Annotated in this window: 37 protein-coding genes; 6 read left to right on the forward strand and 31 right to left on the reverse strand. The window is 39.8% G+C overall.

The genetic code is table 11. The features are described 5' to 3' along the window. Window positions 1-18 precede the first annotated feature (18 nt). From L5B76_RS07745 to L5B76_RS07775, 7 genes are read right to left on the reverse strand one after another with little or no spacing between them, the layout of a single operon-like run. Window positions 19-1,449 carry a TIGR03752 family integrating conjugative element protein gene (locus L5B76_RS07745; protein ID WP_265754931.1) on the reverse strand — a complete coding sequence of 477 codons (1,431 nt, stop codon included), beginning with the start codon at window positions 1,447-1,449 and terminating at the stop codon, window positions 19-21. Beyond that, window positions 1,436-2,353, reverse strand: coding sequence for a TIGR03749 family integrating conjugative element protein (locus tag L5B76_RS07750; protein WP_265754932.1), 918 nt, complete (start codon window positions 2,351-2,353; stop codon window positions 1,436-1,438). Before L5B76_RS07750 ends, L5B76_RS07745 begins: the two co-directional genes overlap by 14 nt. After that, complete coding sequence (locus L5B76_RS07755) at window positions 2,354-2,992, reverse strand: PFL_4703 family integrating conjugative element protein (protein WP_035686580.1); 639 nt, start codon at window positions 2,990-2,992, stop codon at window positions 2,354-2,356. It abuts the gene before it with no gap. Continuing rightward, window positions 2,993-3,361 carry a TIGR03750 family conjugal transfer protein gene (locus L5B76_RS07760; protein WP_265754934.1) on the reverse strand — a complete coding sequence of 123 codons (369 nt, stop codon included), beginning with the start codon at window positions 3,359-3,361 and terminating at the stop codon, window positions 2,993-2,995. A 42-nt stretch (window positions 3,362-3,403) separates the two neighbouring features. Then, window positions 3,404-3,814, reverse strand: coding sequence for a DUF2976 domain-containing protein (locus tag L5B76_RS07765; RefSeq protein WP_265754936.1), 411 nt, complete (start codon window positions 3,812-3,814; stop codon window positions 3,404-3,406). 2 nt (window positions 3,815-3,816) lie between these two features. Then, window positions 3,817-4,065, reverse strand: coding sequence for a DUF3262 family protein (locus L5B76_RS07770; RefSeq protein WP_194751638.1), 249 nt, complete (start codon window positions 4,063-4,065; stop codon window positions 3,817-3,819). A 10-nt stretch (window positions 4,066-4,075) separates the two neighbouring features. Next, window positions 4,076-4,348 carry an integrative conjugative element protein, RAQPRD family gene (locus L5B76_RS07775; RefSeq protein WP_370539169.1) on the reverse strand — a complete coding sequence of 91 codons (273 nt, stop codon included), beginning with the start codon at window positions 4,346-4,348 and terminating at the stop codon, window positions 4,076-4,078. A 210-nt stretch (window positions 4,349-4,558) separates the two neighbouring features. Here L5B76_RS07775 and L5B76_RS07780 point away from each other — a divergent pair, with 210 nt between their 5' ends. From L5B76_RS07780 to L5B76_RS07795, 4 genes are read left to right on the forward strand one after another with little or no spacing between them, the layout of a single operon-like run. Continuing rightward, complete coding sequence (locus L5B76_RS07780; RefSeq protein WP_265754937.1) at window positions 4,559-4,867, forward strand: DNA-binding protein; 309 nt, start codon at window positions 4,559-4,561, stop codon at window positions 4,865-4,867. Next, complete coding sequence (locus L5B76_RS07785) at window positions 4,864-5,226, forward strand: helix-turn-helix domain-containing protein (RefSeq protein WP_265754939.1); 363 nt, start codon at window positions 4,864-4,866, stop codon at window positions 5,224-5,226. Before L5B76_RS07780 ends, L5B76_RS07785 begins: the two co-directional genes overlap by 4 nt. Window positions 5,227-5,274: 48 nt before the next feature. Next, window positions 5,275-5,463, forward strand: a complete 189-nt coding sequence (locus tag L5B76_RS07790) for a DUF5397 family protein (protein WP_265754941.1) — start codon at window positions 5,275-5,277, stop codon at window positions 5,461-5,463. Window positions 5,464-5,467: 4 nt separating this feature from the next. After that, window positions 5,468-5,665: a virulence factor gene (locus tag L5B76_RS07795; RefSeq protein ID WP_326938261.1), complete on the forward strand. Its 198-nt coding sequence runs from the start codon at window positions 5,468-5,470 to the stop codon at window positions 5,663-5,665. A gap of 331 nt (window positions 5,666-5,996) precedes the next feature. Here L5B76_RS07795 and L5B76_RS07800 read toward each other — a convergent pair whose 3' ends face one another. The 10 genes from L5B76_RS07800 to pilL2 all read right to left on the reverse strand — a co-directional run bounded on the left by L5B76_RS07800 (window position 5,997) and on the right by pilL2 (window position 13,534). After that, a complete protein-coding gene (locus L5B76_RS07800; RefSeq protein ID WP_265754942.1) occupies window positions 5,997-6,506 on the reverse strand; it encodes a hypothetical protein in 510 nt (169 codons plus the stop codon). Between the two features lie 256 nt (window positions 6,507-6,762). Further along, window positions 6,763-7,044, reverse strand: a complete 282-nt coding sequence (locus tag L5B76_RS07805; RefSeq protein WP_194751642.1) for a type II toxin-antitoxin system RelE/ParE family toxin — start codon at window positions 7,042-7,044, stop codon at window positions 6,763-6,765. Further along, the gene (locus tag L5B76_RS07810) at window positions 7,041-7,220 is read right to left on the reverse strand and encodes a hypothetical protein (protein WP_416086796.1); all 180 of its coding nucleotides are present in this window, start codon (window positions 7,218-7,220) and stop codon (window positions 7,041-7,043) included. The genes L5B76_RS07805 and L5B76_RS07810 overlap by 4 nt, the downstream gene beginning before the upstream one ends. Window positions 7,221-7,393: 173 nt before the next feature. Beyond that, window positions 7,394-8,083 carry a TIGR03747 family integrating conjugative element membrane protein gene (locus L5B76_RS07815; RefSeq protein ID WP_035686600.1) on the reverse strand — a complete coding sequence of 230 codons (690 nt, stop codon included), beginning with the start codon at window positions 8,081-8,083 and terminating at the stop codon, window positions 7,394-7,396. Beyond that, a complete protein-coding gene (locus L5B76_RS07820) occupies window positions 8,080-8,418 on the reverse strand; it encodes a hemophilus-specific protein (protein WP_265754944.1) in 339 nt (112 codons plus the stop codon). Before L5B76_RS07820 ends, L5B76_RS07815 begins: the two co-directional genes overlap by 4 nt. Next, window positions 8,415-10,643 (reverse strand): type IV conjugative transfer system coupling protein TraD, encoded by a 2,229-nt coding sequence (gene traD / locus L5B76_RS07825; RefSeq protein WP_035686607.1) that lies wholly within the window; start codon window positions 10,641-10,643, stop codon window positions 8,415-8,417. Before traD ends, L5B76_RS07820 begins: the two co-directional genes overlap by 4 nt. Beyond that, entirely contained in the window at window positions 10,643-11,155 is a 513-nt protein-coding gene (locus L5B76_RS07830; RefSeq protein ID WP_265754945.1) for an integrating conjugative element protein, read from the reverse strand. Before L5B76_RS07830 ends, traD begins: the two co-directional genes overlap by 1 nt. Before the next feature lie 294 nt (window positions 11,156-11,449). Continuing rightward, window positions 11,450-12,160: a hypothetical protein gene (locus tag L5B76_RS07835; protein WP_035686626.1), complete on the reverse strand. Its 711-nt coding sequence runs from the start codon at window positions 12,158-12,160 to the stop codon at window positions 11,450-11,452. Beyond that, entirely contained in the window at window positions 12,139-12,894 is a 756-nt protein-coding gene (locus L5B76_RS07840; protein ID WP_081637521.1) for a TIGR03759 family integrating conjugative element protein, read from the reverse strand. The genes L5B76_RS07835 and L5B76_RS07840 overlap by 22 nt, the downstream gene beginning before the upstream one ends. Continuing rightward, entirely contained in the window at window positions 12,887-13,534 is a 648-nt protein-coding gene (pilL2, locus tag L5B76_RS07845; RefSeq protein WP_265754947.1) for a PFGI-1 class ICE element type IV pilus protein PilL2, read from the reverse strand. The genes L5B76_RS07840 and pilL2 overlap by 8 nt, the downstream gene beginning before the upstream one ends. Window positions 13,535-13,870: 336 nt before the next feature. On the opposite strand from pilL2, the gene L5B76_RS07850 reads away from it, so the two are divergent. Continuing rightward, window positions 13,871-14,623 carry a hypothetical protein gene (locus L5B76_RS07850; protein ID WP_265754948.1) on the forward strand — a complete coding sequence of 251 codons (753 nt, stop codon included), beginning with the start codon at window positions 13,871-13,873 and terminating at the stop codon, window positions 14,621-14,623. 18 nt (window positions 14,624-14,641) lie between these two features. Here the strand turns inward: L5B76_RS07850 and L5B76_RS07855 are convergent, their stop codons facing one another. The 9 genes from L5B76_RS07855 to L5B76_RS07895 all read right to left on the reverse strand — a co-directional run bounded on the left by L5B76_RS07855 (window position 14,642) and on the right by L5B76_RS07895 (window position 21,908). After that, the gene (locus L5B76_RS07855; protein ID WP_035686633.1) at window positions 14,642-15,088 is read right to left on the reverse strand and encodes a hypothetical protein; all 447 of its coding nucleotides are present in this window, start codon (window positions 15,086-15,088) and stop codon (window positions 14,642-14,644) included. Window positions 15,089-15,248: 160 nt separating this feature from the next. Continuing rightward, window positions 15,249-15,611: a hypothetical protein gene (locus L5B76_RS07860; protein WP_035686635.1), complete on the reverse strand. Its 363-nt coding sequence runs from the start codon at window positions 15,609-15,611 to the stop codon at window positions 15,249-15,251. An 83-nt stretch (window positions 15,612-15,694) separates the two neighbouring features. Then, on the reverse strand, window positions 15,695-16,369 hold the full coding sequence (locus L5B76_RS07865; protein ID WP_265754949.1) for a hypothetical protein: 675 nt from the start codon (window positions 16,367-16,369) through the stop codon (window positions 15,695-15,697). Window positions 16,370-16,490: 121 nt separating this feature from the next. Further along, entirely contained in the window at window positions 16,491-17,138 is a 648-nt protein-coding gene (locus L5B76_RS07870) for a DUF3560 domain-containing protein (protein ID WP_265754951.1), read from the reverse strand. A 111-nt stretch (window positions 17,139-17,249) separates the two neighbouring features. Beyond that, a complete protein-coding gene (locus tag L5B76_RS07875) occupies window positions 17,250-17,375 on the reverse strand; it encodes a hypothetical protein (RefSeq protein ID WP_256730360.1) in 126 nt (41 codons plus the stop codon). A gap of 390 nt (window positions 17,376-17,765) precedes the next feature. Continuing rightward, window positions 17,766-18,164, reverse strand: a complete 399-nt coding sequence (locus tag L5B76_RS07880) for a hypothetical protein (protein ID WP_039163181.1) — start codon at window positions 18,162-18,164, stop codon at window positions 17,766-17,768. An 80-nt stretch (window positions 18,165-18,244) separates the two neighbouring features. Beyond that, window positions 18,245-18,709 (reverse strand): STY4534 family ICE replication protein, encoded by a 465-nt coding sequence (locus L5B76_RS07885; protein WP_265754952.1) that lies wholly within the window; start codon window positions 18,707-18,709, stop codon window positions 18,245-18,247. Window positions 18,710-19,461: 752 nt separating this feature from the next. Next, a complete protein-coding gene (locus L5B76_RS07890) occupies window positions 19,462-21,492 on the reverse strand; it encodes a DNA topoisomerase III (protein WP_265754953.1) in 2,031 nt (676 codons plus the stop codon). A 119-nt stretch (window positions 21,493-21,611) separates the two neighbouring features. Then, window positions 21,612-21,908, reverse strand: coding sequence for a hypothetical protein (locus tag L5B76_RS07895; protein ID WP_265754954.1), 297 nt, complete (start codon window positions 21,906-21,908; stop codon window positions 21,612-21,614). Between the two features lie 92 nt (window positions 21,909-22,000). Here L5B76_RS07895 and L5B76_RS07900 point away from each other — a divergent pair, with 92 nt between their 5' ends. Beyond that, entirely contained in the window at window positions 22,001-22,702 is a 702-nt protein-coding gene (locus L5B76_RS07900) for a hypothetical protein (protein WP_265754955.1), read from the forward strand. Window positions 22,703-22,754: 52 nt separating this feature from the next. On the opposite strand, the gene L5B76_RS07905 is transcribed toward L5B76_RS07900, so the two are convergent. From L5B76_RS07905 to L5B76_RS07925, 5 genes are all read right to left on the reverse strand, one after another. Further along, window positions 22,755-23,234: a hypothetical protein gene (locus L5B76_RS07905; RefSeq protein ID WP_265754956.1), complete on the reverse strand. Its 480-nt coding sequence runs from the start codon at window positions 23,232-23,234 to the stop codon at window positions 22,755-22,757. Window positions 23,235-23,309: 75 nt separating this feature from the next. Then, entirely contained in the window at window positions 23,310-23,822 is a 513-nt protein-coding gene (ssb, locus tag L5B76_RS07910) for a single-stranded DNA-binding protein (RefSeq protein ID WP_035689391.1), read from the reverse strand. A gap of 200 nt (window positions 23,823-24,022) precedes the next feature. Then, window positions 24,023-24,364 carry a hypothetical protein gene (locus L5B76_RS07915; protein WP_035689393.1) on the reverse strand — a complete coding sequence of 114 codons (342 nt, stop codon included), beginning with the start codon at window positions 24,362-24,364 and terminating at the stop codon, window positions 24,023-24,025. Window positions 24,365-24,542: 178 nt separating this feature from the next. After that, window positions 24,543-25,055, reverse strand: coding sequence for a DUF3158 family protein (locus L5B76_RS07920; protein ID WP_035689394.1), 513 nt, complete (start codon window positions 25,053-25,055; stop codon window positions 24,543-24,545). A 40-nt stretch (window positions 25,056-25,095) separates the two neighbouring features. Continuing rightward, window positions 25,096-25,848 (reverse strand): PFL_4669 family integrating conjugative element protein, encoded by a 753-nt coding sequence (locus L5B76_RS07925; protein ID WP_265754957.1) that lies wholly within the window; start codon window positions 25,846-25,848, stop codon window positions 25,096-25,098. Window positions 25,849-26,450: the final 602 nt, after the last annotated feature.

Here is a 26,450-nt window from a genome sequence, read left to right on the forward strand (position 1 = left end):
AATTCCTTAATTGAAGTCTTAATCAAGCTGAGAGGAACGAGAAAATTGGGCATATTTCACTTTACGCCCTTTGAGGTCGTAATCAATGTCAATGGCTTTATCAATGTGGATCGCAATAGGGTGTCCAGGTGGTACATAAATGGCATCAAAATTCTGCCCATAACGCTCTTTAAACCAATTTGCGGTTTCTTGAATGCCTTGCCCTAGTGCTTGGCCCACCACATATTTGCCTTGTTGTCCCGTTACCGCACCAACAACCGTATTGCCATCAACCACCGTTGTAGTTTGAGCTTGCGAGTAACCTTGTGCGGCTGCGCCCGCGGCAGCCAGTAAGAAATGCGTGCCTAAATATTCCGGGGCATTAGTTTTCCGCTCCCCAGGAATACAAGGGATACCATGTGGGTCGGATAACCAGCCAATGTTTTCATCCCCTTTGCCAAGGTTGCCATGGGTAACAATCCGTCCATCACTAAATACAAACGTCAGACTTTTTACCTTACCACGCACACAAGATAAGGTCCAATCCCCTGTCGCCGTCCCTGACACAATGGCTTGTTCGATGTCTGGCAGTTCAATGCCATTAGCAATTAAATTATCTCGTCCAATAATGGCTTTAAACGGGTAAGGGTCATTTACTGAATTACCAATTGGGATACGCCCTAATAAGGCGGTCATTGACGTTGAGCCCATCAACGTTGAATTTTCAGGGATCGTGTAAACCGCAATTTTATTTTTTTGTTTCCCACTCGATGAGCTTGAAGAGGTTGTGCCACGGTCATTCTCATCACTGCCTGAAATAAAAGGTAATCCCTTTTTACCCGATGTGGTATTGGATACGTTAAGGTTTGGGAAGCCAATTTTAGCAGGGTTACGTTCATCTTCGATTTGATCATCGGGATTAACCCATTCAACGCGCTGTCCGTTTTCCTCTGCCCCCGTTCCCACTTGACCATTTCCGATAGGAAGCGGAGTATCCTCCTCAACGCCAATCCCATTGGTTGTATTGCCCTGATAAGTGCTTGACTCATTAGAGGACGTGCGACCTTGAACTAACTGCGACATTTCTTCGCGAAGTATCGCCACCATATTTTGTAGCTCTCGCGTTTTGCTTTGTACCGCCTCATCAACTTGTTGCTGCACATCTTGCTCACGTTTACGCAAGGTTTCATTTTCTTTGAGGATTTTTTCATTTTGCGAGATTACTTTCTCATAACGACGGTTACTTTCTTTCGCCGCCCCAATTAACGTACGAACCGTGTCATTTTTGGTATCTCCCTCTAAACCCAATTGACGGATTTCTTCAGGCGTGAGATCTTTAAGTGCGGTATCCAACACACTGGGTTTTGTGCTTGAAGACGATGACGAACCACTAAATAAGAGATAGGATACACCACCGACCATAAGGAAAATAATCGCACCAATGACAATAAACATCTTATTGGCTTTCATTCTGTGCCTCCTTCACTGTTGCAGAGCGAGTTTGCTCAATCACTTTTTTCACCACAATTTTGGTGCGTTTGACTTTTTTCGGTGGCACATATTTTTTCGATTCAGGAATGATAGCTTGATTTGGTCGCCCTTCCGTGACCAAATAAAGGGTTGTTGTATCTTCCGTTGAACCGCTACCTCCCAACCAATGATGTTGAAAAGTCGCCGCATAAAAACGCCCTTGCAGCTCACGCGGGTCGAGGTCAAGGCGTGAGGCGCCTTTATTTTGTAGGCGAATAGCGGTAACCACATAATCACCCAGTTGCCAGCTCATTAATGGCGTTGCAGTGATGGGTAATGCAGGTAATAACGTGGTGATTTTTGACGGCAAGCCGTGTGCAATTTGGCGAATACCTGGAACGGATTCGACCGTACGCAATGGGGCATAAAGCATCTGGGCGGCATAACGGGTCAGGGCAGCAGGTACAGGTAATTGAGGAGAGGCAGAAACTTGCTCTTCTGCCTCTTCATCTTGATTCAGACTGCCTGATTGATTTTCTAATTTTCCCTCATAAAGCAAGCGAACGGTTTCTTGAGGATTGGCCACCTTTTCTTTTGCGGTAATATCCAGCAAAATAATTTCGTTGGTCAGCATATCTTTGAGCTGTAACCGTGCGGTAGGAAAGGGTTCTAAGGCTTTAAGATACACCGCCCCACCTGTGGATTGTAAACGGATTTTCCCCTCTAAGGCTTTTGGATAGCCCACTTTGACGTTTTTATCGACCAAAATGACCCGTTCTTTCTCCACCTGCAAATCAATCGGCAAAGGGAGGCGTTGCCACTTCATTAAGATTTCGGCTTGAGCATTCCACGCAATCACAGCACAACAGAGTGCGGTCAAATTTCGTAAGGTTTTTCGTTTCATTTATTTTTTCTCCTCACTCTCACTTGCCTCTAAACGTAAGGGTATGGAGGCATAACAATTAAAACCTAGTCCCCAAGGATTACGCTGTGAATCAATATCCATTCGCACAATACTGATAGGAAAACGGGTTAAAACACGTTTGACAGGCTCGTCTTTGTAATACTCATCGACACTTAAATCCAAATTCACCGTCCAGCTATCTCGGCTATGGACAATCACACGATCATCACTAAATCCCCGTCCTGGGATTTCATACACGCCACGCACACGATCTCGCAATTCACTATGACGTTGGCGATCCTCATAATCTTGTTGCAAAAATGCTTCACAAGAGGGCGTTAAAAAGGGCTTAAGTGCTTCAATGTTTTTTTCGTAATCTTGTGTCCCATCAAGTGTCCAGCGGTTAAGCTGCTGAAAGGTTTGATAGGCAAAGGCATACACGGTTGATGTAGGCACTTCCCACCAAGGTCGCTGACTGCCTGCCCTTAAATCAGGGGGAAGTAAGATTTTCAAGGTACTTGGGAAGGTGTAAATAATAAACATTAAGGCAAAACAAATAAGGGTGATGCAAACGATCGCAATCTTGGCTACGGTTAATTGGCGATCTTTATGGTTCAGTTCACTTTTCAATCTACTCATTTAGAACAGTCCTTTTGAAGAACGACGAGTGGCCCAAAAGCCGACCCGCCGAATAAATTTATTGCCGCCTAAAAGCGAATCCATACGCTCTTCAATCAGACGGTTTAAATAGGCTTCTGGCTTGCCCCGCTTTAAACGGGCGAATAGCACTTTGCCAATCAGTACAAAAATAATGCACATTAACATCGCAAGAGCAGGCGCAAGAATCCAAGACAGCCCAATCGCCCACAGCATAATGCCAATCACCAACCCAACCCCAAATCCGATCGCTGCTGCAATACCAAATTCAGGCACCGTCATCCCACCGTACACGGTCGCTTCTCGATTAAGTCGGGTGGGTAAAAATTGAATATCGTCTTGAGTTGACATAGCGTATCCTTATCCTGTGAGCAAAGGGTAAGTAAAATAAGATTAGAAAAGCCCAACGGCCATTTTCACCAACCAGAGCGAGAAGAAAATCAGAATAAAACCAACAATTAAGGCTGCAATAAAAGGCGTCCAACCTTTTTTATCGGTTTCATCTGTTGCTTGGTTGTATGTTTTAATTAAGGCTTTAACGACTGTTAAAATGCACCAAACCGCAAATAGCACAGAGGCAAGTGTTGCTAAGGCTTTCGCGACAATAAAAATAATCTCCATCGGATCGGTCGTATTACTATCCACGCCAGGAATTTTAAAATCAGGAATTTTGGACGCATCAGGTCCTGCGGCGAAGGCGTTTTGCACAGCCCCCAAACACAGAACTGAAAAAGCCAAATAACGCTGTGCACCCCATTGCCAAGTGCGTTTTACTTGCTGAAAAAAAGAATGGAAAAGAGTCATAATTACCTCTCAGAAACGAAAAATAGCACGACAACAATTAACACTGCTGCCCCTTTTAGAATCAATTTTAAATAGTCAAAGAGATCTCCCTTAAACCCATTGAATAACCCGCTGTAACCTTTTTTTATTGCCCATACATAAGCAAACAGCAACAATGCCACGAAAATAATCGCAAAGAAGGCACGAAGCTCTGTGGCATTTAGGCCACTGGCAATTTCAAAGGCCTTAAGCGGGGTATAATCACTTGCCATACTGTCCTCCTTAATGTCTTAATTTGGTGTAATCTTCTTGCAAGCGACGAGAGGCGTTGGGATCGCGAGGAATGGCACGTGTTGGATTGATATATTGATTAATGCCACTTTTAATCGCATTAATATCTCGACGTGCAGCTTGATAATCAAAATATTCACGGTTTTTCTCCGAGGTCTGAGCCAGAGCCTCCGCACGCGTAAGCGAATGCTGAGCGGCTTCAAGTTGCTTGATAGCCTGAGCTAACTGGGCATTTTCGGAAGCCTGTACAGTCAATGCCATCATAGACACAGAGACGGTGAGTAAAACCTTTTTTCCTAACGTATTCATCGACAACTCCTTAACTTAAATTGATTCGGGTTAAGGTTGCCAAAAACGAAATGGAAGTTTAATGAGAAATTCTGTTCAGAATTGAGAGAGTTTTGGCTGGCACTTTTAATCATACAATGTATGAGATATAATACTTGGTATGATAATTATTTCCGAGTGTCGCTGATGTACACAATTATTGAGCAAGAAAGTTTTAAGAAGAAAGCAGATCAACTTTGGAGCGAAGAAGAGAGAGCCACTTTCTTTAGTTTTTTAGCAAATAATCCCTTAATCGGTGATGTTATTCCTAATGCGAATGGCTTGCGAAAAATTCGTTGGAGAGCATTAGGGAGAGGCAAACGAGGAGGGTTAAGAATCATTTATTTTAATTTATTAGATGACGGGATTATTGTTATGCTTGATATGTATGCAAAAAATGAAAAAGAGAATATTTCTACAAAAGAATTAAACACGTTACAGCGAGGTAAAAAATGAAAGATATCCAAGAGAAAATTGCATTAGCTACAAAAAACTGGAATATTAATGAGATAGTCAATGCAGTTATTGCTGATGACCCCGAGGCGATTACCATTAAAAACAGCTTAGCGGAGGCACTTCAACAAACCCAAAAAGGACAGTTAGCAAGAAAGAATAAAATAAACTTATCGTCTATTGTTGAAACACGAATAAAATCGGGGCTTTCGCAAGATAAATTTGCAAGGACATTAGGGATTTCAGTCAATACATTACGTTCTTGGGAGCAGGGGGTGCGTAGTCCCAGTGGTGCGGCTGCTACCTTATTAAAACTCCTAGAAAAACGCCCTGAATTAGTGGCAGAATTAAGTCTTAGTTAAATATTCACAGCTTGAAACCATTAAATTTTTCATAAACAGGAGAATGTAATGCAACTTGCTGAAGTGCCTACGGGCATTATTAAAACATTTGGTCCTTTTGGTATCCTTTATCAAGTGGGTAAACCTGATAAAGCATTACCCGATGGCGATATTTTGGTAAATATCACGTTAATTGAAAGTGGTGAACAACAGAAATATCGATTATCTAAATTGCTCAATGACCCTAATGCGGAGTAAATAAATGTACGCAATTTCATTTGATCTTGTTGTTGCTGACACAGAAGAAAACCACCCGAAGGGGGTTACTCAGGCTTATACGGATATAGGAACAACCTTAAACAGGTTTGGCTTTGAACGTATTCAAGGAGGCCTATACACGAATGCGGATGAAAATATGGCGAATCTTTTCCAAGCAATGAATGCATTAAAAGCAATGTAACGGTTTCCTTATTCCGTTCGAAATATTCGTGCATTCAGGATTGAACAATGGTCTGATTTTACACCTGTTATCAAGGAAAATGATTTTAAAATTATTTCAAAAACGGAAACAGAAAATGCAATCCTAACGCCAACGTACCGCCTCCTAACATAAAATAAACACCGCTCCAAAGATATTGGCGATCTTGAAAGAGATACGTTATTCCCACAAACGTATTCATACCACACATCATAATTAAGATGATACTCAAATAAAATGACATCATAACAAACTCCATGTAATCAAATTGGCGTTTATTATTTCAATCATGCAATCAATAGACATTAAAAAATTATCTTAAAAATTTTGCTAATTCAGGTATCACGCTCGCAATTGCCAGAATGAAACTGGCTCCACCTAAAATAAGATTACATCTTTTGTGATTCTTATCTGACAAATAGAGTGAATTGATAGAATCAGTCAATCGCTTAATTAATTCTGGAGAATTATTTTTTTGAAGCAATTTAACGATTTCTTTCAAATTATTGGGTAAATTGACTAAATCAATCTCTCGCTCATAATAAAGAAGTAGCTCTAACACCGTACTTTGATGCTCTTTTATATCATCAGTCAATGTGATTAGATATAATCTTCTTAACATATAAGATACATAATAACGCTTTACCTTTGTTTGCTTGATTAAGATAGTAAGGCTAATCTCGTTCAGATTTCCTTTTTGTAAAAGTATTCTTGCCTTATTAAAAAAGACAGTAGCTGCATGTTTATCCACAACAGCAGTAAATAAAATCAATAAAATAATAACAAAGGCATAAATGAAAATTATTTTTGTTGATACTTCCATAAAATTCCCTCAATGTAAAATACCATCAAACAAGGTCTTTTAATCATACAATATATGAGGTATGCTTGGTATGTATGGAAAGACATTCAAGAGAAAATCGCATTAACCACAAAAAAAACTGGAACATTAATGAGATAGTCAACGCAGTTATTGCTGATGAGCCCGAGGCGATTATCATTAACAGTAGTTCAACAGAGGCACTTCATCAAATACAGTGGTTAGATAAAGATTATTGCTAATGATTGTGTTTTATTATTTAAGCTATATTTAAGCCTTTAGGGTGAAAGGCATAGATCATTACGTAATCCCTTATCACTAAAAATTTTACAGCATGTCCATTTTTTAAAGGGAATGTATGAAATTTTCCATCGTTATAGGCAGACGCAATATAGCTTAATTTTTCGGCTAAACGCTCAATATCATCAATAAATTTATCTGCAACCTCAGGGCTTTTGCTTTGTTCTTCGATGTACTCTGCCTTATCAAGCAACTGAAACCGAGCCATTTCAGACCAGCGAACGATGTAATCTTGTTTCATCTCTTCAAGACCTTACGCAAATCTGACATAACTTCTTCGTGTGAATAAGTTTTGATTTTACCGCTTAAAATACCTTGTAAAAAACGCTGTTCCTCAGTCAAAGAATGCTCAAATGAGGACAAAATCTCTTGTTCAAATACCGATAGTGGTTGCTGCGTTAAATGATGTTCTGTCATTACTTTCATGATTTGTTTTTCCTCTATCATTCGAAATTTTCTAAAAAATTTACCCTTTTACGCCCCTCTCATAAAGGTTTGGGAAAAGATATCAACGAGTAAAGTATTCCTTATCGCTATTTATAATTAATTATATACCAAAAAGGGCGGTAAATCGCCCTATTTTCGCTTGGTTACAAATATTTTTTAAAGCTCGCTGCGGTAATACAAATGGATAAACCAAATAAAAAGGCGGCTGGAATTAAAATAATATTCGGGTAAACTGAAACAGGAATAGACAAATAAAGTACCCAAGAACCTATCATCACAGGCTTAATGTAGCGTCTTGCATGGTGATACAAAAAACTTGATTCTCGTCCTGAACCAAATTTACGCAAATCACGCATCATTAACCCCTCCGTAAAGCCCGCAAAGGCAGCTAATAAAAACAACGGGCTGGTAAAAATAATCACAATCAACCGCACAACAAAGGTAATCGACACATAAATAATGGACTCTAAATAGGCTCGCGTATAATGGTAAATCAGGTATTCCCAATCACTGTGTTTGTTGGGTGATTGTAACCAAGGTTGAAACCCTGTTTTCACAAACAGCCAATCATGCACCGTCAAGGTAAGCGTATTGGCAAGTTCACTGGGTGAATAACCAAAGAGGCTGCGTGTTGCACTTTCTGAAATCCAGCCTAATTCCTGAATCATCATCGCTTGGCTATGCCGATGACCTTGTTCAGGCCAAATAAAGGCAATCCCTAACCATTCAAAGAGAATGCTTAATAATAGAGAGATAAACAATGCAGCCAATAAGGCTGAAACTGTATGACAAGGCCCCTTTTTCTTGCTTGAACTTGAGGTTTGTTCACTCACTGAAGTGCTTCCTTATGCGATAACTGACAGTGAATAAGGACGTAACCTTGCTCATTTTTCGTTGACACCAAATAAAAGCAGGTTCGTTGTTTTGCAATATCTTCTTCGCGTAAAGGAACATCACTGGCTGTCCACAGTGAGATGCCCTCATCGGCATACTTTGTGGAAAATTGATGTACGGAATCTTGGCTTTCGACCCATTTATTAAAATAGGGTTGCAGATAAAAAAGCAGCGCTTCAGCATTTGGTAGCCCACTTGACACCGCAAAGGCTTCCTCAAAATTAATATATTGATTCGGTAAATCAAGCACATTGGTTTCATTTTCAAACATCATTCTTCTTCTCCTATATCATCATCGGTATCCACTTGACTAATGGCATCACTTTCCTCTTCGGGCATATCTATATCGTTACCCCAATCCACCTCTACCTTGGCAATGCGTTCTTCTGCAATCATCTCTTCAAATGAACTCGCAATATCTTTTGAGGGAGTATATTCCTTAAACGCAGGCTCCCACCAATTTGTCGCCACATGGTAATGCTTTTGCATTTTCTCCAAAAGTTCTTGCATCGAAGCGGGGATCACATCGTCTTTATCAATGGCAGGCAGTGGCATTCGCACTTTATATAACGTACTCCCGTTCATCAGAATAAATGCTTGCCCCTTAGGGAGGTTGGTGACATTCGCCACATCTAATAACGGCACTTCTTTTTGTGAAATCCGCTCCCCTGTATTGGAGGTAAAGGCTTTGTCATCATCAGGATTACTTGAGTCGGTCACACTTGAAGTCACCATACTCTGTAAAATCGTCACCCGATGCAGTTGATCGGTAAGCAATTTTGCGGTTTCAGGCGATTTAACCCGAAACATAATCAAAGTATTAAAATTACCAATAGTTTGCTCGGCTTTGGCACGATTTCCCAAACGGGCTTCAATATCGGCGATGGTTTGGGTATAGGCGGTGACTTGCATACCTGCCCCACGTCCTTTATTGATAAGGGGGATAAATTCATCGCCCATTAGCTCATTAAACTCATCGCAATGTAAATTGATTTTTACGGGTTTATTTGAACCGCCAAATGTCTCAGGTAATCCTTCATTTACGCCGTGCTTATAAATATGTCCAGCCATTGAAACGAGATCGGCAAACATACTATTACCTACCGCCGCTGCAACCGTGGCATCAGAAAGCGCATCAAGCCCAACATACACAATGCCTCGTTTACGTATCACCTCTTCCCAATCAAAAATTGGTCGTTCATCATTCACATCCGTATAGTCTGGCGATAATAACTCTTCGATTTTCCCCGTGGTCAATTTTTCTAAGAGCGGTAATAATGACGCCACAATTTTATCAAAATAGGTTTTATCATAACGTACAGCCGTCGCCAATCCTTCAAGCACAGGATCGAAGATTTTATTTTCCAAAATATATTGATTGATCACCCAAATCAGTGGGCGGTCTTTCATACCAAAGGATAAATTTTTTACATCAACGCCTGCGGCAATGCTTAATAGCTGTGGCCAAAGTGCAGGATCACGGGCATCAAAATAGGTTTTCGCATAATTAAGAAACAGAGAATCAATATTTTGTACAAAACGAGAGATTTGCGAATAATTTGGGCGTTCCCCCATTTCAACCAAGGCTCTTGCAACAATATTGACAAAACGCCAAGCAAATTCTTTAAAGGCGGCAGAATTACCCGCGCCACTTAACTGCCCTGAAATCCGCCCAGCAACCTCTGAAACACGCCCAAAGCGTCCAATAGGATTATAGCGTGCTGAGCGTTCAGGATAGCCTAAATGGAACATATAAAATTCCTTATCACGCCCAGCCCGTTTCGCTTCGGCATACATCCGTTTTAACATATCGGGATCGCCTTTGGGATCAAAAAAGACAACCACTTCACGCTCGGCTTGCGTTTTTCCTCGATGAATATCTTGCGTAACAAGGACCTCAGCAAAACGGGTTTTCCCTACCCCCGTCGTGCCAAAAACTGCTGTATGCCCACCGCGTGAATTTAACGGCTGCATCACATCAATTTCATTGACTTCAATCCCGTGAATAGCGGGAATTCCCTCAACAGGCGGTAAGGGTCTAACGGGATTAAAAGGAGAATCTGAGGTGGTGAACTTGGTGATCACATTATCGTGATGTTTTTCATATTCTCTAGCACGCAGAAAGAGTTTAGATGGGCGAAGGTATTTTTTTCCCTCTGCTGAAAAGCAATCATACAATCGCTGAGTATGTTCAGGTTGCCATTCAAACCCGCGACCCAGAAATAAAAATTTCTGACTAACAGGAATTTGACGACTGGTTAACGCATAATAAGGCAATCGCTTTAAATTCCTATGGTAACGCACAATACGCCACCCTTGTCGAAAGCGAAAATAACTGATCCCGCCAAAGCCTGCGGCAAGTCCATAGCCAATCATCGGATTTAAGGCAAGCGACCAAGGTGCTACCGCACAAATATAGGCACAAGCAGCATGAGCCGCAGCAGGATAAAATTCCACAGGGGGACGTAGTAGCCCTTCTAATAAATACTTCGATGCCATTATTGTGATACTCCTCTTTCAGTGATTAGTGCAGGATAATGATTCAGCTTCAAACGGCGGCTTAAATCGTCCGCACTGGTTGGTAATAATGGCAAATTTGGGGCAAGCTCGCGTAGTGCGGTCAATTCCTCAAGGGTTGCTACATTCACCACTAATCCCACTGCTTGATTGGCTAATAATACGTCATAATGTTGTTTAAGCCATTGACGAGATAAGTTATCTACTCCCACTAAAAACAGTGGCGACATTCCTGTCAAGTCAAGGGCTATTGGATTAACTTTGCCAGGGGTTAAACGATGGGAAACCACAGGGAGCATATCGGCCTCACTAATGGTATCGGGGATTGCATTCGGGAAATGGGAGGTATTTTCATCCGCCTCAGGCTGAATTCCTTCATAAAAACGCACCGCACTTTCACCACCTAAATCAGCAATAACGGGCAATTCTGCCGAAATGGTACTTGTGCAGAAAACAAACATCGCACTCAACATGAGCGAACGAAGTCGGTTCATTTATTTTCTCCTTAAAAAACACACATAGATGAAATAACCTATCGCCGCAAGATTCAAACTAATGAGTAGCGTAACCCAATAAATCTGATTAAATAAGGCTTGATAGGCTAAAGGATAACCTTGCAATCTGGCTAATTGGACTATCGTTGTCTCAAAATGAGCGGGTGAGAAAAAATACAGCCATACACAACCATAAACGACGAGAAAACAAACCCCAACGCTGAAAATAAATTTGATAATGGCAGTCATTCTTTTATTCATCATTTTTCAAATCTCGTAAATTTCCCTTATCATTTATTTTGGCTCAACCCAAACAAGCGGTGTACCTTGTGGTTCAACCCAAAAAATGGCTTGATTTTGCACCGCACTTTTAGGAGATACCCAAGCATAGTTTTGTTCGTTTAAATGGATTCGATTATTGGCAATGTGTTTATGCAGTCGATAACGCTGGCCTTGATACGCAAGAAATTGCGCAACCGACATCCCTTTACGCATACCATTGCGACGCATATTGCGAATATCTTCGGCATTCGCACGCCCTAACAAGGCTCGATGCAATCCCTCTAAACCAATGTTATGGGCAAGATAAAGATGTTCATCAGTCGGTTTAATGCCGCGTAAGGCAAACTGTTCCAAATGCCAACGGGCTAATAACGCAGTGGCATAGGTATTTGTGCGGTGATGACGCCGTGGATCGGATTTGGTGCCACGATTTGAGGGGGTTATTAATCGCATTCCAAGCATTTTCCCTCGCGTACTCTGTGCTAACCAATTCCACGTTTTTTGCGTAAACTGTCCAACGCCTAATGCCCCTGTTGGCGAACGTTTTCCATACCAGCCATCTTCCATCTTTACTAAACCTCTTAACATCGCCTCACTCACTTGATAATGCTGTGCTGCATTATGAATATCTTGATCGATGTCTTGACCAAAACTAAACGCCTGTGCTGAAACCGTACAGGTACACAACAGGAAAATACTCACTAATAAACGAGTGATTGCCATTGTCCGTCCTGTTGAATTTGAAATGCGGCGGGCATTTTGCCTTTCGCATACTGCAACCAATAACCTGTATCGTGATTTAAGGTAATTAACCGTTTTTTCACCTTAATCGGATCAATGTGATGTTTCTTCGCCCACTCTCGAATCGCGTTATCATTCCCGCCGACGATATAAATATCGACAGGGGTGCTATTGCCCACATGGGAAAGAATACGGCTCACATCCGCCTCACATTTTGCACAGTTGTCTAAACGGGTAAAATAAATCACCCGTCCAGCCGATTGTGAAATATGCGGTTCAACCTCAAACGGCAATTCATTAGGATAAAGTTTGGCAAAGGCTTTATCATAGGCACGCTGAAATGCAAGCTCCCGTTCAACACGTTCATACATCTTACGGGCTAAGAGTTCAGCATATCGGGTACGTTCTTCCTCGGTTTTTGCTTCAATGCCCAAGGTCGTTAAGGGATCAAGATTCGGCGACCATATTCCCCGCTCCCCTTTTTGTAATTCAAGGTAACGTTGCCATTCTTCAGTGGTCAATCCCCATTCTTGGGCTTTCTGTTGTAATTCGGATTGGGTGAGGGTATGTGTATCTAGCTGCTTTTCAAAGGTTGTCGTGTGGCTTGACGTTGCTGAAAGTAACGACGAAGAACGCGTTAAGGGATCCGCATTTCCATGAAGCGAAATGCCTATCCCCAAGATAGACAATGAAACCCACTGAGCCAATTTATTCATTGATCACCTCAGTTTCTGTCGTGGTTGAAATGATTTCGACACGTTTGGTTTCCACATCAATAGGCTTATCACGCGGTGTAAAACACACCGTACGATTAAACGCATTTAACGTCATTGCGTAGGCGGGACCTGCCAACATTTGGAGGGCTTCACGAAGTTTGATTGGTCCAAATTGACGATGAACTTTAGGGAGCGGTAACGAAAAGAGCGACGCGGTTTGATTAAAATGAGAGCCTGCACAAAGACGCAACCCTGTTCCAGATAAAGTGCGTGTTAAACCTTGTCCAACGGTTACTACATTGGGGCTTTTTTTCTGTGGTAACATATTTACCGTCACCATCTGCTCCAGCAAATACTTCTGCCCCTCTTCTGGTGAGGTGTTCACGAGCGTATAACGCCCCTGACGGATAATTTGTGTGGTTGATTCATCAACAGTTTGATAAATATCAGGAACGATCACCTGTTCTGATCTCACCAAAGGCTGCTGAACGTTTTTTTCAATAACCGTTTGAGAAGCGGGCAAAGGATGCGTTTCAACAGAGGGAGAGCCATTTTGATTTTGAGTGGGGTGCTGAACACAGCCGATTAATGTCGCACTCACCCCTCCCACGATTAAAAGTGAAAAAGCGGATTTTTTCATTGTTCTTCTCCAATAACGTGATGAATTAATGACGATTGGCTTTACTATGGAGAAGATAAGACGGAAGTGGAATAATTTTTTATTTTGGCAATAGAAATAAATACCTAAAAACGATGAGTATGATATTTTATATTAGAAGGATATGATGAGGAGGAATAATGAAAATTTATAAACTAAGCATAAATACCCAAAAAGAATACCATATAGGAAATAATTCTGAACAGTTTGAGAGGCTGACACAACGAAAAGCACCCTATTATCAAACATAATCCAAAAGGTATATTAACCGCTTATGCAATTTGCCCTGGTTGTAACAACCCGATAGAACTTATCGGTATGATTAGACAACCCAAAGACAAGCGTCGATATGGAAAACATTGTGGTTATAACGTCATGGGGTTGGCATTGAATAATGTGGAAGATTATCACTGTTGCAAATACAGAGCCAGACAGCATTATGTTCGTACACAGCGAAGAAGTGTCGCCTCTCCTTTAGCGATTCAAATTCTTAACCAACTAAAAACACAATTCGATCGGATAATTTATCTGTTAAAGGTAACAACAGGTATCCAAATTACACCTAACTTAGCAGAAAAAATGTTAATCACTTATCTGTCTAGTAAAGGTCAATATTATACGGGAGCAGACTTACGAAATACGCCTTGGATTTTTGCTTATCTCAGTAACAGCCAATCTTTATACCAACAGCGTATTTCAAAAAAATATGAGAAAGCAACTGAATTAATTTGTGCCTTAAGACAAAGTAAAGATATCGAAATCATTGAAAATGAATCTAGCTATATTATTACAAACAAGCCAAATAAATTTACAACCATCGCATTTTGTTTTCATTCACATAAAGTTATCGCAAAAGAAAATGGGGAGATTATTGAAAAAATGACCTACTCAATTTCAGAAGAAAAAGATAAATTTGACTTTGATGATCCGAAAAATCCTCTAAACAATGTATTGTGGACAACAGAAATCCAATTCGACTATGACTTTTACCAGAAATTGATTTTTTCAAAAAAGAATGAGGATAAACGACAGCATAACTACTTAGCTATTGCCAATAAACTTATTACGTAATAAAAAGCGATGGTCAGTTTAATGTTGATACCAATAATCAAAATCTGCATAACGCCCCGCTAATCTTAACCAAAAACTTATGGGTAACGTAGGAATTTGTCCCCCAATTTCTAATTTTTTGAGGGTATCCAAAAACAGGGTAATTGGAAACGTAAAATGGGAAATCGCCTTTTTTGGTGAAGCTGAAGTTAGATCAAAGTATTTTTTCTGTATCAGAAAAGCAAAATTTTCATCACAATAATCGCATTGAAAGGTGATATGCTGAACGGGATAAATATGTACATACCAAGGTGAATAGATGTAAGGTTGATGCCGAGAGGGCTCAACAGCACAAACAACTTGTTTAATCCATTGCTCAGGAATATGGGGGACAAATCCTTTATCTTTCAACCAAATGAGGCTTTCTATTATCTCTTTTAAAGATAAACTAAATAAATGATTGTGATGACGAAACAAAATTTCCACGTGAGTACTCCTCAATAACGGTAATAACAATCTTTCACTATACGGGAGAATTTTGCTAAACAAATCCTAAATTCATTTTTGGCAACGGTTAAAAATAAGGGAGAACACAAAAATCACTAAAACAAGGTAAAAAAATAGCGACCTATGCCGCTATTTTTCATTAATTTAAGTACAATGTAGATTTGATTTCTTCCACTTTTGCCATAAACGCATTAAGCGTGTTAATCGCTTCACCATCAATACAAAAATGGCTGTCGAAACCATTTACAAAGGTGAATACCTTAACTCGCTCATCGCCCTCCTCTAAACTAATCTGTTCAAAAAAGAGACTTTCGAGTCGTCCAATAACGAGGCTTTGGTAAATATTGCCAAGATGAGGAATGTCCTCACAACCTCGAGCCACTTCCCAAACCTCGCTATCTTCAATTGTGGCATTAAAGTGATAAAGAATACCCTCCCAGTCTGCTAAATTTTGGCTAACAGAATGGAGATAGAGTTCAGGCATAATATTATTGCAGTACATATGTGTTTCTCCTAAATAATCAATCAGAGAGAAACACACCCTAAAGGGAAGTATTTCCCTCTAGGGTTAAGATGGTGTAATAATTAGTTTGCTCGTACAGATAAAGCTACTTGTCCTTTTTCTTGTTCAATGAGCATTAAGGCATCATTGAGCAAACGATGAACTTGCTTTTTCCATTGCTGTAACAACTCCCACGGATTTTGTGGTACTTCAGCAAAACCACGTTGTTTCACAAGGTCAATAATACACTGGGCTTTATGCATAATACTTTCAAGCTCAATGATTAAACTGTTAACCAAATAGGTTTTACCTGGCGAAATAAAAGAGAAATTACGCATTTGTGCATTGATTTGTTCCATTGCCTCTAACGCCTGCTCTGAGATTAGTTGAAAATCCCAGTGTGTTGGTTTGAGCTCGAATGGACGCCCAAAAGCTAAAAGTGCGTGACTGCCATTTAACAATTGTTGACATTGTTGAATAAAGGCTAGGTTTTGCATTGTTTTTTGAAAACAAGCATGTTCTGGCTCAAACGCCTGAATACAGGCAAAATCCATACTCATTGATTCATCACATTCAATTTCACGTTGGCACTGTGATAATTGACGATAGAACCCTTTCACTGAAGACAGATGCGTCAACTCACTGACACGATCGCAGAGTTTATAGGTTAAATAGATGAATCGTTGCTGAATATTTTTTACGGTTTCATCGTAAATTTGAGCCGCTTCCAAAACTTGGTTTACCGTTAATGTTGTCATGGTGTTTCTCCTTAATTGATAAAAAATGAAAGGGAAACGCCCCATAAGGGAATGTTTCCCCTATGGGTGAATAAAGTGCGGTCAATTTTCACTGCACTTTTAACGTTAAAGATCAATGCAATTAGCCCCAAAGCCGCTGAGCTAGCTCAACTTTTTTCGCCAATTCATTGACTTTTTTCTTGGCGTAAGTGAGTGAATAGCTATGCTCGCGTTTTTCTGGGTTATCCTTCAAATCTTGATGATTTTCCTTGGCTTTTGCCAATTCAAACTGAAAATACGCAAGACTTTCTGGCATAGATAAATCGATGACTTCTGCACGCTCTAGCCAATAGGGGATTTTATCCTCATAATGCTCGGCTTTTTGCATTTCTTCGACCGCTTTATCCATACGTTTGGCATTACGCTCAATTAAGGCATGATGTCGTCTTTCGCTATGATGTCCCACTTTAATGGGTTCACCGAGGCTTAAAAACTCACGTCCTTCATTAGCTGCCTCACAATATTGCTCACTACGCTTATGGGCGTTATTTGCACAATATTGATAGCGTTCTGCTTTGTTTAAGGCGTGGGTTTGACGATTGACTCCATCACAACGCACAAAAGAATAAAAATAGAAGTCATCTTGTTGCTTCACAAGGTTATAGATTTCTACTTCCGTTTCTTTCCCATATTTACTGGTTAGCATGACAATATCCCCTCGTTGATGAGGTTCAGCACATTTCGCCAAAAATACGTTTGGGACAAATTTTGCATAAGTGTTAAGTGACATAAGATATTCTCCTAATAAAATGGGGAATATCTGCCCCACAAGGGAAAATATTCCCCTATGGGTAAAGTTGGAACCGACCTATTCAAAAATAGGTTGATTTAATGTGAAGAGTTAACGGGTTTTTCGTGTTTTTTTGTTTTCAAACAAAATATCTCGATAATCCCAAGTTACCCAAGCGGCTAAGGTGATAGCGGGCACTAAAATTATTGCCATTGCTGCAATCAGCCATACATTCATATCGCCTCCTATGGTTGATTAGCCTTTCTATTTCTTTTATAGAAAGACTGTCGTGATTTCGGTGATATTGTATCGACTACATACTCTAGGTACAAGCCAATACCCCACGATAATATGCCAAATAGTGCAAGTAACAAAGACTCACTCAATCCAATATTATCATTTGGTAAAACCAATCCAACAAATCCGACACCAGTAATCGCCCCCGCCTTACGCAAATCTTCTCCGATACGACGAAGGGTTTTGAGATTCCATCGATGGTTAAATTGATGGTTCCGCTTAAAAGTAAACATATCGTTCACCGCCTTTCATAAAATTAAGGGAACGACACCACAAGGGACATCATTCCCTATGTGGGGTTGAGTGAATGTTAAAACAGGCAATCAACGGTTAATCATCGCGATAAATATCACCTGAAACCGTATTAACTGCCCCCTGTATCCGTTGTGCTTGTACATCACCATTCACGGTTTTAACATTACCTGACACATCGCCGTGTATCGACACATCACCATTGACCGTTTCAATGCGTTCGACATTACCTGTTACCGCAATGTCAGTGACATTGCCAGCATCAATATGATTCACATTGCCGAAAACTTCGATGTGTAAGACAGGTGCTTTTTCAAGCACAATAACCTGACCATCAATGGTAAGCTGTGGGGCTTGGATTGACACTTGTCCATTCTCTATTGAGATGGTTTGTGATGAGGCAACCATATTTTTCACATTGCCATGAGCAATCTGAGTGAAGACAGGTTTTCCGTTAACATAAATACCTTGTTTCATTGTGTTCTCCTGCTAAAAAGAAAAATGAGGATAAAGAAAAAGACTGACAAGCGTGCCAGTCTTTCCGTTGAGTGTAATGATTAAGCGTTTGGTGTGGCTAATTCTACATTGGCATTTTCAACATGTTCTGTTTTTGCTTCAGTAGCGCTAGAATATTTGAGTTCACCATCAATTTTAATCATTTTGATATTAATCAAGCGACCTTTCAATGCCACGCCTGTATCACCTTTCTTGTGATTTTTACCGTCTTTTTGATAGGTAAACGTATCAAACCAAAGGTCTGACATCACAAAGGCGATCAGGACTTTTTTGTTAGCATTTACGGCATCTTGACAACGTTTAACCAGATTTTCCGTATCTTTTCCAACCACATTACAGTTGAAAAAACGGTATTCAGGCTGAGATGATTCCCCTACTAATGCAGCAATATCACAAGAGTAGAAAGGCGTTCCTTTTTTCGGCTCAACTAAACGAATATTGTTCAAGTAGCCTAAACCTTGAGTATGAAGGTTAAAGAAATTTTTTTGTGTAGATGAGTTAGACATAATGTTTCTCCTAAAGTAAAAATAAAAAAAGCGGAGAAACATCCTTACCCAACACGGGAAAAATGTTCCCCGCCAGGGTTAACAGATGAGGCAGCATTCCTGTTTTCACAGCGTCATCTTTCAGAATGCTGATGACATTTCGGCTGGTATTAACACAACTACCACATCGGGCTAGTCCGTTGCTCTTTCAAGTGTTTGGCAACTTTTAAGGGCTACAACGTAGCGACTTAATGCCCACATTAAACCGCAAAATCGCCTCTCCCGTATAGAAAGAATTAAATATTAATAAAAAAGAATTTTGTTCCATAAGTAAATAAGCCATAAATGAACAATTCACTTATGGCTTATTTACTTTTTAAGATAACAATTTGAAAAAATTGTGTGAATGACAGACCAATATAAATGGATGATTGAAATCTTCCCATCTTCGTTACAATGTTTGATTTCCTATCGCATCTACCTGATTACATTGTGGTCTTTAATCAGTATAACGGAGGCATCTCAATCGATACAAAGGGCACCCAATTTTTCACCAGTGGGCTCTGGCTAGGATAAAGAAGCAACGTATTGCTAAGTCGTCATAACACTTAATAAAATGCGATGACGACTTAGCAATCACGCGATTGTCGATAAAAAGATAAAACACACACTCCCAATATCACTGAACCCTCTTTCAGAGTGCTAAGGGTATTTCGGCACAACATTGATGACCGACAATGTTAAAACGGCTTACTTTTGCCTGCAATACTACCTTATTTGACAGATTGACGCAAATTTGCAAATTGTTGAGAAAGGTTAATTGGTGTTGCTTTTCTGGCAGAGGATTTTTTCTTGGCGTTTGATTCAATATATTTGCATCGTGGATAGCCCGTACAACCCCAGAAGTCCCCATTTTTCCCTTTCATTTTTCGAAGTCCCTTACCGCATTGCGGGCATTTTTTAATGGCTATATTGCCCATTTTGATACCTTGATGCCCACAGGTTTGAATAAGATGCCGAATAAACTGTTCTTGCTTTTGCATAAATCCTTGCAAGCTCATTTGGTTCTCGGCAATTTGGTTTAAGGCTTGTTCCCACAATGCCGTTAAACCAGGATCTTTTAATACCGTTGGTAAATTATCAATCAACATCACACCAGCCTCTGTCGCCACAATGGATTTCCCTTTTTTCTTGATATAACCACGATCATAAAGGGTTTTCATAATACTGGCTCGAGTGGCTTCTGTTCCCAACCCCTCCGTTTCGCGTAATTGTTTCTTTAGCCGTTCATCGGTAACAAAACGGGCAACATTCACCATTGCCGTGAGCAAGGTGCCTTCTGTATAGTGTGCAGGTGGCGTGGTTTTAAGTGATTTTACTTCCGTCTTCATCACCCTCAATATTTGTCCACTATTCAGTATTGGCAAACCTTGTTTCTCTCCCTGTGCTTCTTTAGACGAACGAAACAAGGCTTTCCAACCCGCAACCACAACTACTTGACCTTTGGCAAGGCATTGATGCTCTCCACAAGATAACCGAATTTGGGTTTTATCCACTTCAACGTGCGGTAGAAATTGAGCGAGATAACGACGACGAATTAAGTCGTACACCTTAAACTCGTTTTCGTCCATTTTAGCAATATCAACAGGCTGTATTGTGGGAATAATCCCATGGTGAGCGGTAATTTTTTTATCATTCCACGCACGGGATTTTTGGCTCAAATTAAGCTGCGTTCGCAAAGGCTGTAACTTAGGATCTGACTGCATTAGGCTACTGATGACCTGAGGCACTTCAAGTAATTGTGCTTCAGGGAGATAGCCGCAATCCGTACGCGGATAGGTAGTTGCTTTGTGTTTTTCATAGAGGGATTGGGCAATATCAAGCACTTGTTGCGTTCCTAAATCATAGAGGCGATTACATTCTGCCTGCAAATCACTTAATGCAAAAAGTAACGGCGGACTTTCTTTTTCCCGCTTTGTTTCTATATTCTGTACGCACACTTGCCCCGCCTGACGAATCTGTTGTTCTGCCTCCTGAACAACCTTTATCTCTAAACAACGCCCCTCTTCATCACAATATTGCTCTGGTACAAAAAGCGTTGCAGCAAAAGAGGTCGCATTGTCAGAGCTTACTTGAACGAGCAGGGCATAATGAGATTTTGGCACAAAATTCGCGATTTCCTTATCTCGATTCACCACGAGAGCCAATGTAGGGCTTTGCACTCGTCCTACCGAAAGCGGCGGACCTTGATAGCCTTGTTGTTGTGCCAAAAGGGTAAACATTCGACTAAAATTCATTCCAATTAACCAATCTGCCCGACTACGGGCAAGCCCAGCATAATAAAGTGGCAAGGTTTCTTCATTGGTTTTAAGTTGGCTGAGTGCTTTACGCACACTGATCTCATCCAATGCGGTGATCCATAACCGCTGAATATGTCCACGATAGCCCGCAATATCTAATAACTCACGGGCAATGGTTTCCCCTTCACGATCAATATCGGTTGAAATTACTACCGTGCGTGCTTTTTTCAGCAATGTCATCACGGTTTTATATTCTTTTTTTGCATCGGGTTTAGGGGAAACTTGCCATTGGGAAGGAATAATCGGGAGGGTATCTAATCGCCACGCCTTAAATGCGGGATCGTATTGTTCTGGCGAGAATTGCTCAACCAAATGCCCTCTTGCCCAAGTCACAACGATTGTGCCATCAGCCGTAGATAAATAACCTTCTCCTTTTTGTGTTGCACCAAGCACTTTTGCAATATCCCGTCCTTGACTGGGTTTTTCGCATAGAAAGAGTTTCATTATTTATCCTTTTATAAAAATAGTCATTCCAGGCATGACTTTCTAATCAATTAGATTGAATTTAAATTACTTTTAATGTAAAAATGATGATTAATTGTCATGAAATATAAGAGAGTTTTTCAGATCCTATTCACAAATAATGATTTCAGCTCTTTTCGACAACTGCTCATTGTATGAATAGCTAACAGCAGGTATTGGCATTGTTCACATGATGAAATATGTTCTAAATTTCCGCTTGAATTATTTTGGTGACGACTTACACAATCATGCCAATCATCAGGAAATACTCCTCCGTGGAGAATAACAAAATAATCTCTAATTTCATCAATTGAGGCTGAAAGCACCCAATTTTCTAATTCAATTTGATAGTCAAGCAAAACTTGTTCGGGTATCCGTGGATAAGGAGAAGATGACATAATAAGTGTTCATTTAATTATATTTCCGATAATTAAATAAAATCTCTTTCGCATAAACAATCATTTATTCAATTCTGAAATGGAGGAAATTTATGGGATGGAAAAAAATAAGAATAGATTTTGCACCGACAGTAAAATGCCAATTTTGCCCTCGACATATTACATCTGGGAAAGCCGTTATTATCCTTAACGATAATGGTTTATATAGTTATGCAGGCCCGAATTGTGCCAAAGATCCAACTAAGGTTGATAATCCTAAAGATAAAATCATAGATATAACAAAAGGTTGCGTAGAAGAACACACTTCAACTAAGAGGGAGGGGAAAAGCACACTTTATGCAAATACAAGTGAAGAATTACCTACTTCGCTTGATTTTGATGACTACTTTGATGATAACGCTGCTAAAGCCTATTTACTGTTAAGATTCGAAAAACTTTCTCATATCCCCAAAATATCTACTTCTAATTCTAACTCAGCAAAGTTAACATCTATTTATCAAAAGTTTTTATCAGAGAAAAAGATAGATATTTATGATGAAAAATATCTCAGTGTTGTCATGTATGGCACCAAACAACCTTTGTTTACCTATAAATCGCTGCAATCTGTTTATGCCGCTGATTTTTGGTTGAATATATTTCTGGAAAAGCAACCAGAACATAAGTTTTCCCAAAGTTTACTCGAATATCTACATCAGAATCTCAGATTAAGCGAAAAGCAAATAAACAAACTTAATGAATGTTTTTCTAAAATAAAAGGCATTAAAATAAAACTAAAAGCAAATGGTTTCGGGTAAAAAAGCCCAATCATCAAGATTGGGCAATACTGAGGTTTCAGAGCAAATAAACCTATTTAGCCGCTTTTAAAATATCCGCTTTGATTTGATTAGCAAAGTCTTGAGAGCCTTTCACTTTCCAAGAAATAAGGGTATTTCTGCCCTCTTTTTCTAAGGTAACTGCGGCATAATATCGCCCCTCTTTACCAAAAGAATCCGCCATTCGATAATAAACACCAGGCGTTTTTTCATGAACATAGCCGCCTTCGGCAATTGCCGCTTTCTTCCAGGCACAGTTCTTATTTGATTCAGGATCGCATTTCAACATTTCTTCCATTGTTTCAAACCCCACATTACGCTTAATACGTACATACAGGGTATCAATATCCCGTTTAGAGGTTAAGGTATCCGAAAATTGTTGTTTATCTGCATTGAGCGTACGATTAATTTCCCCTGCCCAATCCCCCACTTTTTGGTTAATTGCAGAAAGTTCAGCGCAACCTGAGATAATGCCCAATATAAAAAGTGTAGTCGTAATTTTTAATGTTTTCATTATATCAACTCCGAATTGCTAGCCAGAATGGCATTTAACTCTACCCCAAAATAATTAAATATTCATCATTGCAACTCAGAAAGGAATCTGATCATCGTCAAAGCCATCATCAGGGATAGGGGGTGGTACAGGCTGAGATGCTGAAGTTTGAGTTTGTGGTGTTTGGTAGGCAGGCTGACTCTGTTGCACATATTGATTACGACCTTGTTGTGCCGCTCCAACTTGCGTTGCCTGCTCTGCTTGATAGCGCTCAGGACGGCTATCTAGCATTTGAAGTACATCGCCTTGGATTTCTGTGGTATAACGATCTTGCCCATTTTGGTCTTGCCATTTACGGGTTCTTAATCGCCCCTCGACATAAACTTTCGAGCCTTTGCGTAAATATTCTCCCACAATCTCAGCTTGACGACGATAAAACACAATCCGATGCCACTCGGTTAATTCACGTTTTTCACTTGTATTCTTATCTATCCAACTTTCACTAGTTGCCACACTTATATTGGAAACCGCTTCGCCATTCGGCATTGTTCTTACTTCAGGATCTGCACCAAGGTTACCCACGATAATCACTTTATTAATCCCTGCCATAATGTTGTCCTCACAAATGATTGATAATTGACGTTATCTGTATTAAACGTGATTTTAGTCAGGAATAAAGGGGGTAATTCAATTTCAATTTTAGATAATTATTGAGCTGCTATGGTTTACTTTAATTGTGAATGAAATTTCTATCTTTGACATAACAACCTCCATTATAAATAACGTGTCAAATTAATTACCTAACTACTCTATTTTTTATCTACCAGATAAAAACCGATATAAGTCCCATCTAGTATTTCATCTTTACACTTATCATTACTTCTATTTAACTTTATTTCAATTGGTAAATTAAATTGCTCAACTAGGGAAAGAAATCTATTCTGGCTTAAATAAAATGCAAAAACCTGTTTTCCATTTGAAAAATCATATATATCTGCACTATCCCCATAGTGGGAACTTAAGTAAGTATAAAGTGCCAAATTACGGCTTTCACCTAACAATAAGTCTTGTTGTATACTTTTTGAATCTTCCCACGATGTAATGCTGTACGTTATATCAATAAAATGATTAAAATCTATTTGATGCTCCATTACTAATACTCCCCTATTACTCAGTGATTGTTATCTATAACCTATCCAAAGGTAATGCCATTTTTCGTTAAGGTAAGGGGCTTGTCCCCTTACCTTTAAAAGGCCTTTTGTATCCAGCGAGTACAAACTTTGAAAATCCAATGAGTACAAACTTGAAAATCCAGCCATTACAAACTTTTTAATTAGACGACAGTTCACCTTGAATGATGGCTTCAACTTCGGTTAATTTATCAATGGTTGCGGATAATTGTCGCATCATCGAATTTAATACCGACATTTGCATATTTAACACTAAGCGTTCTTTTTCCATCTGAGCAATACGTTTTTTAATGCCGTCAGATACCGTACTATCTTCAACCAATCCTTTCCAAATCAACCCGCCTTTTTCAGCGGATTGGTTAGTTTGCCCAATAGTGATACGCCAACGTAAAAAATGCCCACCCGATGAAGAGGCTTTATCTTGCATTAAACGAAACCCTAAGGCTTTTGTAATTTCATTGCTTCTCAGTTTCTGGACAATATCTTGATGTTGACTGATTAAATGCTCTCTCACTTGATAAAGCGAGAGCTGTAATTGCTCGCAATCCTCTATGCTGGCTATCTCACTAAAAAACTGTTTCAATGCCAAATTAAGTGGGGTATGCACCGCTAAATCACGGTACATACTTTTTGGAATTAACTCATTTTTCATTCTTTCCCTCTTAGCACTGTGCCATTCTTATGATGTTCTTTTATTCTGAGCCATTCTCAACAAACTCGTCTTGTTCTGGTTCAGCCTCAGATGACGAGGCATTTTTTATAACTGGAGCAAAATTTGCACGTTTTTCACCTGATAAAATTTCAGGGGATAATTCATACTTCATTCGTTTTATCGCAGCTTTATAGCGTGCATTATTTTCGATTGCATCGCGGCGAGTAATCCCTGAATGGCGATAATTTTCAACCAAGCCAAAACACTGACGAATTAATTTTGCCCCAGCTTCAATCCAATCTGAGGCTTCGCTACGGGTCATTAAGGCAATATGAGAGGCGGCCATTACTGCACAAGCGAGCTCATCAAATTTTAGAAAAAGGTAAATTAATTGATAGCCAAGTTGAGAATTAAAGGTCAGTGCATAACGTACAGGCTCTACTGACACTGAATTTTCCATATGGAATGCCGCGGGGATTTGTTCACTATAAAGGTAATTTACCTTATCAACCAATTGCTGCATTTCCTGACGATAACCCAGCACTTTGGTTTCAAACCGTAGTAAATAGTCATCTGCATAAGGATCATCATTCGTTGCCGCACGTTGAATTTGACTTAATAAACTCAGGCAATTCGGCATACTGATGATCCCCGCACGGGTAATTTTGCCTTGTTCATTTCGTACAGCTGCACGACCTACCCATAATTTAGATGCGTGATGCGTATTAATGGTAATTTCAGGCGCACTTCTTAATGGTCCTGGTCGTTGATTTTGAAGATCAGTGGTTGTCATATAGATACTCCTATTCTATGGTTGATTTTTATACTTTGAAGAACCCTTCTTCACTGATTATTTTTTGTACTTTGAAGCGTCCCGCTTCACTGGTTAATTTTTGTACTTTGAAGCGCCCCGCTTCACTGATTATTTTTTGTACTTTGAAGCGTCCCGCTTCACTGATTATTTTTTGTACTTTGAAGCGTCCCGCTTCACTGGTTAATTTTTGTACTTTGAAGCATCCCGCTTCACTGGTTAATTTTTGTACTTTGAAGCGCCCCGCTTCACTGATTATTTTTTGTACTTTGAAGCGCCCCGCTTCACTGATTATTTTTTGTACTTTGAAGCGTTCCGCTTCACTGGTTAATTTTTGTACTTTGAAGCGCCCCGCTTCACTGATTATTTTTTGTACTTTGAAGCGTCCCGCTTCACTGATTATTTTTTGTACTTTGAAGCGCCCCGCTTCACTGATTATTTTTTGTACTTTGAAGCGTCCCTCTTCACTGATTATTTTTTGTACTTTGAAGCGTCCCGCTTCACTGGTTAATTTTTGTACTTTGTAGGGTCCCCCTACAGTGATTGTTTTTTGTACTTTGTGTAGCCTCTTTTTAGCGGTTATT

This window comes from Avibacterium sp. 21-594, from assembly GCF_026226815.1.
Lineage (GTDB): Bacteria > Pseudomonadota > Gammaproteobacteria > Enterobacterales > Pasteurellaceae > Avibacterium > Avibacterium avium.